Annotated in this window: 13 protein-coding genes; 1 reads left to right on the top strand and 12 read right to left on the bottom strand. The window is 41.9% G+C overall.

Features of this window, described 5'->3' with window-relative positions:
* Nucleotides 1–306: 306 nt before the first annotated feature.
* The 5 genes from prmC to BN1609_RS08080 all read right to left on the bottom strand — a co-directional run bounded on the left by prmC (nt 307) and on the right by BN1609_RS08080 (nt 4,846).
* Nucleotides 307–1,164: a peptide chain release factor N(5)-glutamine methyltransferase gene (gene prmC, locus BN1609_RS08060; RefSeq protein WP_088825730.1), complete on the bottom strand. Its 858-nt coding sequence runs from the start codon at nt 1,162–1,164 to the stop codon at nt 307–309.
* Nucleotides 1,154–2,230, bottom strand: coding sequence for a peptide chain release factor 1 (gene prfA, locus BN1609_RS08065; RefSeq protein WP_088809703.1), 1,077 nt, complete (start codon nt 2,228–2,230; stop codon nt 1,154–1,156). Before prfA ends, prmC begins: the two co-directional genes overlap by 11 nt.
* Before the next feature lie 16 nt (nt 2,231–2,246).
* Nucleotides 2,247–2,825 carry a thymidine kinase gene (locus BN1609_RS08070; RefSeq protein ID WP_088809702.1) on the bottom strand — a complete coding sequence of 193 codons (579 nt, stop codon included), beginning with the start codon at nt 2,823–2,825 and terminating at the stop codon, nt 2,247–2,249.
* A gap of 190 nt (nt 2,826–3,015) precedes the next feature.
* A complete protein-coding gene (locus BN1609_RS08075) occupies nt 3,016–3,450 on the bottom strand; it encodes a hypothetical protein (protein WP_088840731.1) in 435 nt (144 codons plus the stop codon).
* A gap of 4 nt (nt 3,451–3,454) precedes the next feature.
* On the bottom strand, nt 3,455–4,846 hold the full coding sequence (locus BN1609_RS08080) for a DUF2974 domain-containing protein (RefSeq protein ID WP_088840732.1): 1,392 nt from the start codon (nt 4,844–4,846) through the stop codon (nt 3,455–3,457).
* A 63-nt stretch (nt 4,847–4,909) separates the two neighbouring features.
* On the opposite strand from BN1609_RS08080, the gene BN1609_RS08085 reads away from it, so the two are divergent.
* Nucleotides 4,910–5,338: a DUF1433 domain-containing protein gene (locus BN1609_RS08085; RefSeq protein WP_088840733.1), complete on the top strand. Its 429-nt coding sequence runs from the start codon at nt 4,910–4,912 to the stop codon at nt 5,336–5,338.
* A gap of 183 nt (nt 5,339–5,521) precedes the next feature.
* Here the strand turns inward: BN1609_RS08085 and thrB are convergent, their stop codons facing one another.
* From thrB to BN1609_RS08120, 7 genes are all read right to left on the bottom strand, one after another.
* Complete coding sequence (gene thrB, locus BN1609_RS08090) at nt 5,522–6,388, bottom strand: homoserine kinase (protein ID WP_088825731.1); 867 nt, start codon at nt 6,386–6,388, stop codon at nt 5,522–5,524.
* Nucleotides 6,388–7,443 (bottom strand): threonine synthase, encoded by a 1,056-nt coding sequence (gene thrC / locus BN1609_RS08095; RefSeq protein WP_088809700.1) that lies wholly within the window; start codon nt 7,441–7,443, stop codon nt 6,388–6,390. The genes thrB and thrC overlap by 1 nt, the downstream gene beginning before the upstream one ends.
* Before the next feature lie 5 nt (nt 7,444–7,448).
* On the bottom strand, nt 7,449–8,735 hold the full coding sequence (locus BN1609_RS08100) for a homoserine dehydrogenase (protein ID WP_088815787.1): 1,287 nt from the start codon (nt 8,733–8,735) through the stop codon (nt 7,449–7,451).
* Nucleotides 8,736–8,938: 203 nt separating this feature from the next.
* Complete coding sequence (locus BN1609_RS08105) at nt 8,939–9,184, bottom strand: type B 50S ribosomal protein L31 (RefSeq protein WP_007476851.1); 246 nt, start codon at nt 9,182–9,184, stop codon at nt 8,939–8,941.
* 103 nt (nt 9,185–9,287) lie between these two features.
* Complete coding sequence (gene rho / locus BN1609_RS08110; RefSeq protein ID WP_088840734.1) at nt 9,288–10,559, bottom strand: transcription termination factor Rho; 1,272 nt, start codon at nt 10,557–10,559, stop codon at nt 9,288–9,290.
* Between the two features lie 100 nt (nt 10,560–10,659).
* Complete coding sequence (locus tag BN1609_RS08115; protein ID WP_088809697.1) at nt 10,660–11,931, bottom strand: UDP-N-acetylglucosamine 1-carboxyvinyltransferase; 1,272 nt, start codon at nt 11,929–11,931, stop codon at nt 10,660–10,662.
* An 82-nt stretch (nt 11,932–12,013) separates the two neighbouring features.
* On the bottom strand, nt 12,014–13,057 hold the full coding sequence (locus BN1609_RS08120) for a lysylphosphatidylglycerol synthase transmembrane domain-containing protein (RefSeq protein WP_088809696.1): 1,044 nt from the start codon (nt 13,055–13,057) through the stop codon (nt 12,014–12,016).
* Nucleotide 13,058: the final 1 nt, after the last annotated feature.

The raw sequence follows: 13,058 nt of genomic DNA on the forward strand, positions 1-13,058 counted from the left end.
TTTTTTGACTTCTATTCTCTATTTTAACCGTTTTAAAGCTTTTTTTCACCCGTCTAACTAAAAAAATCGGCATATTTCCGATGAAACTGGGAAATTACGCCAAATATAAAACTAAATCAGTTATCCACATTCTGTGGATAATAATTTTGTCAATGGGGATAAGTTTTTGTGAACTTGTGGATAATGTTAATAAATGTGTTGATAAGTGGATTTTTAATATTAAAATTTGGTTAAAAATATTTTTTTGCACAAATTGTTATCCACAGATAAAAATAAAATTTAAGACGCACCTTCGCAGGAACGTCTTTATACCAACATGTTTGAGCAAACCACAATGCGATCTTTATTGTTAATATCTTTGTGGATAACTACTTCTGCTTGTGGAAAACTTTTTTGCAATAATTTTTGGACGGCTTTGCCTTGTGCATAACCAATTTCAACTCCAATCCAAAACTTTTCATTGACTAGCTGGGGTAAATCATTAGCCAGGCGCTCATACATTGCTAAGCCTTCGTTTTCGGCGAATAGCGCAAGCTCTGGTTCATTTTTCAACACATAATCGGACATTTCTTTTCGCTCGACTTCCGCAATATACGGCGGGTTGGCAACAATCATATCAAAAGTTCGGGCTGCCGCCTTGAACGTCGCTACTAAATCGGTCTGGACGAACTCCACTTTCGCTTCTAAAACTCGACTATTTTTTTCTGCTACTAAAAGAGCTTCTTTGGATATGTCTGAAGCCGCTACAGTGAGGCGTGGCACGCTTTTTTTCAGCGCGACAGCAATTGCTCCACTTCCTGTACAAATGTCTAAAACCGTGCGTATCGCTTCTTTCTGGGCTACTCGTTCTGCAAGCAAAACGAGTTCTTCCGTTTCCGGACGTGGAATAAGCACGTTTTGATCCACATAAAAATCAAAACCATAAAATGGCGCTGTATTTAAAATGTACTGGACGGGCTCGCCGTCTAAATAACGTTTAAAATCCGCCTGAAACTGCGCTTCGCTTTCAGCAGAAAGCCCATCCGAAAGGCGCGTCCACAATTCTGACCTGGTGTATTCTAGGCGTGTTTCAAGTAAAATTTCAGCGGCATTTAGATCTAAATGCCGCTCTTCTAAAATTTGTTTTGCTTCTTTTAGTACCGAAGAAATTGTTTTATTCTGCATCGTTTAAATGCTCCAGCTTGCTCGTTTGATCTTCCAAAATGAGCACATCGATAATTTCATCCAATTTCCCTTCCATAATTTGGTCGAGTTTTTGAATCGTTAAGCCGATGCGGTGATCCGTCACACGATTTTGCGGGTAGTTGTATGTCCGAATTCGCTCCGAGCGGTCGCCTGTCCCAACAGCCGATTTACGCGTTGCATCGTATTCTTCGCGCGCTTCGCTTTCAAACTTGTCAAAAACACGTGCGCGTAAAACTTTCATCGCTTTTTCTTTATTTTTAATTTGTGAACGTTCATCTTGCATGGACACCACAATCCCAGTCGGAATATGTGTTAATCGAACGGCTGACATCGTCGTATTGACACTTTGTCCGCCAGCCCCAGTTGAGGCGAATGTATCTGTGCGAATATCTTTATCTTGAATATCAATTTCAACATCTTCCGCTTCTGGTAAAATTGCAACGGTTGCCGTGGACGTATGAATGCGCCCGCCAGATTCGGTTTCTGGGACACGCTGAACACGGTGAGCGCCGTTTTCGTACTTTAGGCGAGAATATGCTCCGTCACCTGTAATCATGGCGATAACTTCTTTGTAGCCACCAATTCCGGTTGGGTTTGCGTCCATAATTTCTACTTTGTAGCCACGCGATTCTGCATAGCGACTGTACATTCGGAATAAGTCACCAGCAAATAAAGCCGCCTCATCGCCGCCCGCCGCCCCGCGGATTTCCATGATAACGTTTTTATCATCATTTGGATCTTTGGGTACAAGTAAAAGTTTCATTTTTTCTTCGAGCTCTATTTTTTCTTCCTGCAAGCCAGAAAGTTCTTCCTTCGCCATTTCGCGCATATCGTCGTCGAGCTTTTCCGAAAGAAGCTCTTTTGTTTCCTCAATTTGACTCGTCACTTCTTTATAATGACGATAAGTTTCAACCGTTTCAGCAATTCCCGACTGTTCCTTTGACAAATCACGCAAACGCTTTGGATCAGATACAACTTCTGGATCACTTAAAAGTTCATTTAGTTCCTCGTAGCGGTTTTCCACCGCTTGTAATCGGTCATACATATTCTTAGCACCTCACTTAATCTGCTATCGGCGGATGAGCGTGACATTTCCGACAAACTGGATAGTACTGGTCATTTCCACCAATTAAAATTTGTTCTCCTGTATAAACAGGCTTCCCTTGGTCGTCTACACGTAAAACCATCGTTGCTTTTTTGGCACAAAACCAACAAATCGTTTTCATTTCTTCGATTTTATCCGCATAGAGTAGTAAATATTTCGATCCTTCGAAAAGCTCATTTTGAAAATCATTCTTCAAACCATACGCAATAACTGGAATCCCTAATTCATCCACAATATTGGCCAGTTCAAACACATGATGTTTTTCTAAAAACTGCGATTCATCTAAAAGCACACAAAATGGTCGTGGATGCATCCTTTTCACTTCTTCAAAAATATTCGTATCCGAGAAAACCGGTGTCGCATCACGTTTTAAACCAATACGGCTAGAAATCACGCCCACCTTATCACGGTCATCAATTCCTGATGTAAAAATCACAACTGGTTTATTTTGCTCTTCATAATTATGAGCCACTTTTAAAATTTCAATTGTTTTACCGCTATTCATTGCCCCGTATCTAAAAAATAACTGCGCCATCACCTTTGCCCCTTTTCTTAAACTCTTTTCCTATTCTAACACAGCCGAAGAAAAATTGGGATAATGAACAAAAAAATCGAGTCTAAGACATAAATAATAAATAAACATAAATCCAATAAAACCACTCTTCAAAATGATGTTATTACTGGGTTTATGCTTTTTTATTATTACAGGACAACATCCCTGAATTTTAGATAAGTGGCAGCAAAGGATGGCTTGGGACACGAATCACACTATCCATACTTGGTGCTAGACTGTCAGGCGCTTTTTTCAGTTCTTCCTTTCGCACATGTTCCGCGATAATTTCGCCTGACCGAGCGAGAGCTTGAATTGCCTTTCCTTGATGATTTTCCTTCATTTCTTTGGTGTGCTTTTGAATGGCATAACGCCACTCGTCCGTTAAATTTTCGACACGCGCCACTACTAGCGTTCGTTCCGTCGCGAAAACCTCTTGATAGTAGGGTTTCATTTTGCGCTTCAGTTGGTAGTTTTGTGCTTCTCGTTTTGCTTCCCTTACCTGCATACTTAGTTCAAGTGGCAATGCCATTTGATTGGCACGTGCTGTTTGAACCGCTTGAAAAGGAGAAAGTCCCGTTAAATCAGGCTGTTGTTTTGGTGGCTGCATATCTTCACCTCAAGTCTATTTTTCTTGCTAATTCTTCATCGAGCTTTAAAAATTCTCGCGCTAATTGGTGTGTATCTCTCACGAATTCATTCGTTTTCTTTTTCATCCAAGTGAGCGTGTCTAAAGCTTTGTCTACTTCATTTTTTCGATAGAAATGGCCAGGCTCTGTTTCTAGTTCATGATGGAAGGCTTCTACATCTCCCGTATTCAGTTCGCTATATTCCCCGTAACCAACTAAACTCATAAACATTTGCTTGGCTTGGTTTGCTACTACATTTGCTGTTTCTGGCACGTCCCAAAGAATTTGCTCAAGTTGCTTTAAAACTTGTAAACACTCCGTTTCAGTGCGATTTGCCATATTTGTAAGCAATTCCCCGCGAATTAAAAGCATCGGTGCCGAATATTCACTCATACCAGAAAAAGTGAGATAGTGACGCATTTGTTCTAAGTCTTCTACACCCCATGATTGGCTAGAAAACAATTGCAAAGTACCATCAGATTTAAAGTGGTATCGATCTAAACTGTGATCCGCAAATGTCGCTAACATCAGATAGGATAAACTGGGATTAATGACTTTCAAGCCTTTATCAAAAGCCATAAGGCCACCAAATTTAGTATACGTTTGATTCATACTCGCTAGTAAAGGATATTTATTTATGTCAGTTGCCATGTCCTGATGTTGCATGTTAAACTTCGCTTTTGAATCATAAATAATACGTTGTGTCCCAAAGGAAGGTTCATCACGATTTAAACGAGCTAAGCCATCAGTTAGATTAATATAATCAAAAATTTTATCGTTGAGTGCGCCTGTTCGCACGTATTTTTGACCGTCTTCAGGTAAACACGGATAAATATTCGGCCCTTCAAAACTATATGCTTTATCCACTATGTGAGGATACTGGTATGCGGCATACTTCACTTCGCTACCACCTAAGGAGTGACCGGTTAAAGTAAACGTGGCATTCGGGAATTGACTTTGAAGATGTTGCCCAACATAGTCCGCTGATAGCTTAAATGAATTCGTTCCTCCGCTTTCAAACGGTTTTTTCTGAATCAAATACTGATAATCCGTTCCAAGCCAGTCATATAAAACTTCACCGACCCCTGTATCAAAGCCTTCCTTGCCTCCTCCGTAATCTTTCATTCGCTTTTTAATATCCATCGGTTCTGATCCACGGTAAGCGACAAAGGCATGTTCGATTTTCTCAGGATGACCATTTTCCAAATTATAATAATCCTCTTTGGTACCATATGTAACAGCATTGACACCCGCATCTATTCGGTCAAGTACATAGTAAGTATTCCCATTAACAGATACTCTAGAGCTATTAAACTCTTTAATATTATAAGCTTTTCTTGATAAATCCCAGGCTGTCTTTTCTTCTGTTCTATTCAACGTATTCACCTCTTGCTTTTCTTTATGATATAATTATCATACAAAAACAGAAAGGACAAAGCAATGAATAAAATACAATTTATCACCAGCCTGCTTATATTAAGTATTTTAATAAGTGCATGTGGAAAGGACAACGGGAGCATGAGTGACCAACAAAAAGCAGAAAAATTTGCTGATCAAATGAAACCTAAAATAGAACAACGCATCTATGCTGAAGATTATAATGATTTTGTAACCAGCATTCAATTTGAGGAAACTAAAATAGATCCACTTGGAGGAATTCAAGTAGAAGGATATGTGAATCAAAATCCAGATTATTATTTTGTCATGGATCTTACTTACAATGATACTTCTGTACCTGATAGTTTTACTTTTTCAGATGCTTTATCCAAAAAAACAGGAAATTTTGATAGAGAAAAAGTCGCTCCCTTACCAAGTAATGAATCTACTTCAGATGAAAAACACCCTGGCACTTCTCTCAAAAGTATATAGAGTAGTTTCTACTCACCATACTAATTTTAAAAACTAGGAGCAGGAACCCTGTCTCGCTCAAAAAACAGGATAGAAAATTTTTCTACCCTGTTTTTCTTATTGGCAAAACTTAATTCATTTTACAAGTAAGCACATGGCATTTTGATGAGCCAAAATGCCAGATGCTTTTCTCATTACTAGAATTTATTCAAATACAAGCGAGCCGCTCCCCTCAACTTCAAGCGCAAGCACATTCGCCTCCGCATCAAAGCCTTGAAGCACACTCATTAGGTTTGTTTTCTTGTCATGCGGGGCAAAAATTAAAATCGTCGGACCTGCACCACTTAAACAAGTCGCGTAAGCACCTTCTGCGCGCGCAATTTCGCGAATTTTAACAAGATGAGGCACTAGCTTTGCACGATATTTTTCGTGCCATAAATCGCGCTCCATCATCTCTCCCGCAAGCGTCATGTCATTTTGGAGCACGGCCGCAATCATCACGTTCGAAATCGCGCTCGCAGACACCGCCTCTTTATACGCAAGCATTTCGGGCAAAACATTACGACTCTCACTGGTTAAAAGCTCCGTTTTAGGAATAAACGCTAAAATCGCGCAATTTGGAAACAGGTGACGCACATAAAAATCAGCGTCCTTAAGTTTTGCGCCTACGACCAAGTTGCCGAGCACGGCTGGCGCCACGTTATCTGGATGCCCTTCAATTTCAGCCGCGATTTCAACTTTCCGTTCTTTCGACAAGCCAAGATTTCCTAGAAAATTCGCGAGTTCAATTCCCGAAACAACAGCAGCCGAGCTACTCCCCAAACCGCGTGCAGTTGGAATATCGCACGTCATTTTAAGCGCATGCGGCGTTAAATCTGGCACAAGCGATAACGCCGTCGAGATAATGACATTCGTTTCGTCATTCGGGATGCCGTCGCCTAAGTCATGCTCAATATGCCATTTTGAGCTAGCTTCCCCAATTTCAAGCGTCAAGTAAAGAGTTAGCGCGAGACCGCACGAATCAAATCCCGGCCCTAGATTGGCAGTCGTTGCAGGTACACGGATACGCATTAGGCGTTCACTCCGTTTTGCAGGTGCGCGCGCATTTCATCGACGTTTTCAGCATGAATGATGTTAAAATCATGCACACTCATCGCCGTGTCAGGGTCTTTAAGGCCATTTCCAGTAAACACACAAACAACGGTTTGACCCGGCTTGATTTTACCATTTTTCACATGTTGAATGACGCCTGCAAGCGATGCGGCTGAACCCGGTTCGATAAACACGCCGTCTTGCCTAGCCACTTTTTTGTATGCATTTACAATTTCATCATCTGTCACGGAGTCGATATAGCCATTTGATTCGTCGCGTGCAGCTTCTGCCAAACTCCAACTCGCAGGATTCCCAATTCGAATCGCCGTCGCAATCGTTTCCGGATTCGCAATTGGTTCGCCTTTTACGATTGCCGCTGCCCCTTCCGCTTCAAAGCCGTGCATCGCCGGACGTCCAGACGCGAATTTGTCGTCCCATTCTTTGAACCCTTTCCAGTAAGCCGAAATATTTCCCGCATTGCCAACTGGGATGGCCAAAACATCTGGTGCCTGTCCAAGCTGTTCGCAAATTTCAAACGCAGCCGTCTTTTGACCCTCTAGGCGGTAAGGGTTGACTGAATTTACGAGAGTCACCGCTTCCGTTTCTGCTAATTTTCTAACCGAATCAAGGGCTTCGTCAAAGTTCCCCTGAATCGCGATGATGTCGGCGCCGTACATAACAGCCTGTGCGAGTTTCCCGAGTGCCACTTTGCCGTCCGGGATAACGATGTATGCTTTCATACCCGCACGAGTTGCGTAGGCTGCCGCTGCCGCTGATGTGTTCCCCGTCGAGGCGCAAATAACCGCCTCAGCACCTTCCTCTTTCGCTTTCGCAACCGCCATGACCATGCCACGGTCCTTAAACGAGCCCGTCGGATTTAGTCCTTCGTATTTGCCGTACAAGTTCACACCCAACTCTTTGGATAAATGAGGCAAAGGAATAAGTGGCGTATTGCCTTCCGCAAGCGAGATGAGCGGTGTACGTTCTGAAATCGGTAAAAAATCTTTATATTTATCAAGAAGTCCTTTATACATATTACTTAACCCTCCACAACTGCATATTTAGTCAAAATGCGTATTTCTGGTTCTTCTTCTGCGCGGTTTAGTGCCACACTTAGTTGCGCCTTGCTAATTGAATGCGTCACGATCACAACCGTTGCCGTGAATTCATTGAGTGGCTCCTGAATAATTTTATCAAATCCGACGCCAGCTTCAGCAAAAATTTGCGTTAATTTTAAAAATGTCCCCGTCTTGTCGTCCATTTCCAAACGTAAATAATACTTGGAGTAAACTTTTTCTTTTGGCGTATGTTTCGTTTCGTGAATGAAGCTATTAAACGCGTTTCCGTTTGTGCCAAGCTTACTATTTTTCGCCACCGTAATTAAATCGCTGACAACGCTAGTCGCGGTTGGCAATTCGCCAGCGCCAGGACCGTAAAACATTGTTTCGCCTACTGCTGCACCGGTTACAAAAACCGCATTATTCTCATAGTTCACTCCCGACAACGGGTGTGCTCTTGGAAGCAGAACTGGTCCAACGTCAACACTTACCGAACCGTCTACTTCTTCCGCACGGCCAACAAGTTTCACCTTGTATCCTAATTGATAGGCTGTCGAAATGTCTAGCGGAGAAATTCCACGAATACCCGTTGTTTCGACATCATCTAAACGAACATTCATACCGAACGCTAGTCGTGTTAAAATAACCATTTTGCGCGCCGCATCAATTCCGTCCACATCACTTGTTGGATCAGCTTCTGCAAAACCTAGGTCTTGCGCTTCTTTTAAAACATCATCATAACTTTTATTTTCAGTAGTCATTTTTGTTAGCATGTAATTGGTCGTCCCGTTTACAATACCCATCACTTTTTGTATTTTATCTGCCGCTAAGCTGTTTACAATTGTTCGTAAAATCGGAATGCCGCCTGCCACACTTGCCTCATAAAATAAATCGCAACCATTTTCCTGTGCAACCGTAACAAGTTCATCTCCGTGGATAGCAATTAAATCTTTATTCGCTGTTACAACATGTTTCTTGGCTTTCAATGCGCGCAAAATATACTCACGTGCAATATCAATGCTACCCATAACCTCAACAACAACCGCAATTTCTGGATCTTCAAAAATATCATCCGGTGTGGTCGTAAGTGTAAAACCTTTCGTCTCGTATCTGCGATTTTTTTCAAGATCACGAACAAGCACTGTTTTAACGGTAATATTGTAGCCCGTCACTTGACTAATTTTTTCTTGGTGTTCTTCTAAAATATGAATGACGCCACTGCCGACTGTCCCAAAGCCTAGCACGCCTACTTGTAAATTTGCTTTCACATGAAAACCTCCTTATTAAATTGTTCACTTTTCAAAAAAGTAATTAGTGCTATTATACGCAAATCCTGACATAAAAGTAAAGCTCATTTGCGAACTTTCCCATTTTTTTAATTTAACTGACAACTTTTCGTCAAAAAGAAAAACACACCCCATTAAATGAGGTGTGCGCAGTATTTCGATTATTAAGCTTCCAACATACAGAATTATTTGATTCCGTATTTTTTGTTGAAGCGGTCCACACGTCCGTCGGCAGTCGCGTGTTTTTGTTTACCAGTATAGAATGGGTGTGAATCAGAAGAGATTTCGACACGTAGTAACGGATATTCGTTACCATCTTCCCATTGAATAGTTTCACTTGAATGTTTAGTAGAACCAGACAAGAATTTGAAATCAGTACTAGTATCAACGAAAACAACTGGACGGTATTCAGGATGAATTCCAGCTTTCATTTCTTTTCAACTCCTTCGCCCTGAATCATCTGAAACAGAGTAATTAACTGCAGAAAACACACAGTACAATAATTATAACAAGCACAGCGAAAACAAGCAACAGTTATTTTTTAAACATTTGTTCTTGTAACAGCTCAAAAAAGGCCTGATTCGTATCTGTCTTTTTCATCGAACGAATAAATCGCTCTGACATATCTAGCGAGTCCCCTTGAAGCGGCATTGTTTTTCTGATTTTCCAAAGCTTCTCTAATTTTTCTTTTGGAAGCAGCAACTCTTCTTTACGCGTACCTGAACGGCGAATATCAATCGCAGGGAAAACACGGCGCTCAGCAAGTTGACGGTCCAAATGAAGCTCCATATTACCCGTGCCTTTAAACTCTTCGTAAATCACATCGTCCATTCGCGAACCCGTATCAACTAAAGCAGTTGCCAAAATCGTCAGACTCCCGCCTTCTTCAATGTTACGCGCCGCTCCGAAAAAGCGTTTCGGACGGTGGAAAGCCGCTGGATCAATCCCACCTGAAAGCGTTCGGCCACTTGGCGGAATAACCAAATTATACGCACGCGCCAGACGAGTAATGCTGTCCATCAAAATAATGACGTCACGCTTCTGTTCTACAAGACGCATCGCACGTTCTAAAACGAGTTCGGCCACTTTAATATGATTTTCCGGAACTTCATCAAATGTTGAACTAGCAACGTCCGCTGAGACCGACCGTTCAATATCCGTTACCTCTTCTGGACGCTCATCAATTAAAAGTACGATTAGTTCGGCTTCCGGGTGGTTCATCGTAATTGCATTCGCAATTTCCTTAAGCAAAATCGTCTTCCCTGCCTTAGGTGGCGCAACAATTAGCCCCCGCTGACCAAAACCGATGGGCGCAACCATATCAATCATTCGCATTGAAATTGGGAATTTCCCTGTTTCAAGCGCCATCTGTTTATCCGGATAAAGCGGCGTCAAGCCAGGAAAATGCACACGTTCTTTCGCCACTTCAGGATTCTCACCATTGACTGCTTCTACGTGTAGCAAACCAAAATAGCGTTCATTTTCTTTTGGCGGACGCACCTTTCCAGAAACTTTATCACCTGTTCGTAAATCAAATCGTCTAATTTGCGAGGCCGAAATATAAATATCCTCCGAACTTGGCGAATAATTAATTGGGCGCAAAAAACCGAACCCTTCAGAGGGAATGATGTCTAAAACGCCTTCCATGAAGAAAAATCCCTCTTTCTCCGCATTCGATTTCAATAGCGCAAAAATAAGTTCTTTTTTCGTTAATTTGCTATAATACGCAATCTTGTGTTCTTTCGCAAGCGCATAAATCTCTTTGATTGTCAGGCTCTCTAAATATGCTATGGACAGTTTAGCCATATGTGTACCACCTTTTTTTATTTTTGTTTAAACTAGGGATTTGAAATAAATGGAAGGAAAAGACGGGACAGAGGAATTGCCCCGCTTTTGTTTTAGAAGGCTATGCCAAATTGCTTTCGGCGATTTCTTTATAAATATCCGCTCCTAAATCGGAGAGTTTTTGAATAATATTCCCGTAACCGCGCTCAATATGCTCAACGCCTAAAATTTCCGTTTGGCCTTCAGCAAGCAAACCAGCGATTACAAGGGCGGCGCCCGCGCGGAGATCGGTTGCCGTTACGCGTGCACCAGAAAGGGGTGTTTTCCCGTAAATAACAGCCGTTCGTTCATTTTGTTTAAACTGCCCGCCCATGCGCATGAGCTCGGCGATATGCTTAAACCTGCTCGGGTAGATTGTGTCCGTCACAATGCTGTCCCCGTCCGCTTGTGTTAAAAGCGTCGTAAATGGTTGCTGCAAATCCGTTGGGAATCCAGGGTAGACGTAGGTTTTCACGTCCACTTTTTTAAAGGCAATGGCTTTTTTGACTAAAATGGAGTCTTCTGAAATCTCTAACGGAACGCCCATTTCGGCTAATTTCGCCGTAATCCCCTCCAAATGATCTGGAATGACATTTTGAATCTCAACGCCGTCGCCTATTGCGGCCGCTGCAATCATATATGTCCCCGCTTCGATTCTGTCCGGAATAATTGTGTGGTGACAACCGTGTAGTTTCGGCACGCCAGTAATGCGAATAGTGTCCGTTCCGGCCCCTTTAATGTTCGCGCCCATATTAGACAACAAGGTAGCAACATCAATGATTTCCGGCTCTTTTGCCGCATTTTCAATAATCGTCTTACCTTCTGCTAAAACAGCAGCAAGCATAATATTAATGGTGGCACCTACACTGACAACATCCATGTAAATTCGCGCGCCACGCAATTTGTCGGCACGCAAATAGATTGCGCCTTGCTCGTTAGTTACCGTTGCGCCTAGCGCCTCAAAACCTTTAATATGCTGATCAATTGGTCGCGGCCCCAAATAACATCCGCCTGGCAAACCAACAACCGCCTTTTTAAATTTACCAAGAAGCGCGCCCATCAAATAATAAGAAGCACGTAATTTTTTTACATTTCCATTCGGAAGTGGCATATCCACAATAGTACTAGGGTCAATAATCGCGGTTTGGCTATCCGACTTCACTGAACCACCTAGTTCAGAAACAATATCATACAATGTATGAACATCAGAAATGTCTGGAAGACCTTCAATCGTCACTTCAGAATCTGCCAAAATAGCTGCTGGAATTAAAGCTACCGCGCTATTTTTAGCCCCATCTACGACAACTTTTCCAGAAAGTCGTTTTCCCCCATTAATTACTAACCGATTTTCCATGCCAATCCCTCTTTCTTTTAATCTCACTTGCTATTATCTCTAAATCCTAACACGTTTGCAAGCTAATCGCCACTAAACCCGCTTACTGCTCGGATTTCTTCGTCATTTTATTTTTATCCGGAATAGCAATTGCAATTGCACCAAAAACAATACAACTATAATACGTAATGATGCGCCACAAAAGTAGCGCCGTTAAAAGTTTCACGGAAACGAGCAGCGGCCCAAACAATAGCGTAAAGGTATATTCCGCACCACCCGTTCCACCAGGCGTCGGCACAACTGTCGCAAACATCATAATAAACGCATGGAACGTTATCACCATAAAAAGATTTAAATTCGAAACCCCTATTCCTAGTAAAATAAAATAGGGAATGACGAAATACGCCCAAAGTTGCAAACTCGTATATATGCTCGCACTCCAAATGAGCTTCCTATCATGACTAATACGCCCACTTTCTTCATGAAAAGACGCAATTTTATCATCGACAACCGCTTGAATTTTTTGGATCCGTTCTTTCTTCATGAACCAACTAAACGGCTTCAAAATAAGGTGAACCAATTTCGCAGTGAAGCGGTAACTTTTCCCTACTAAGATAAGTCCAACGACTACCGCCAAATGCACGGTGAAGCCAATTAAAACCAGATATTTAACTTGTGGGAGAGCGCCTGTTAATAAATAGTGAAAACCAAAAATGAGGACGACGATGAAATTGATTACAATCATCGCCTGATAAATGATGAATTTAAATAATAAGATGGAGCTTGCGACACCAATGTCTAGCCCTTTCTTTACGAGCGCGTATAATTGCGCGGGTTGTCCGCCTGCTTGCATCGGGGTGATTGTATTGAAGAACTGACCAATCATCGTAATGCGGAACGAGGAAAAAAAATTTTCTTTTTGGAAAGTAGGCAAAATGCTTTTATGTAACACAACCGCTTCAAAAAGCCAGTAAATCAGCATAAACAAAAATGCAACGAGCAGCCACCATACATTGACGTTTTTAATTTCTTGGATAAATTGCTCCATATCAACGCCGCGAAACTGCCAAATGATAAAAGCGCTACTAATGATGAGAATTAAAAAGATGTTCAGCCAATTCTTACGCGCATTTTTGCTTAACTTCACC

It is taken from the genome of Listeria sp. ILCC797, assembly GCF_900186185.1.
GTDB lineage: Bacteria > Bacillota > Bacilli > Lactobacillales > Listeriaceae > Listeria > Listeria goaensis.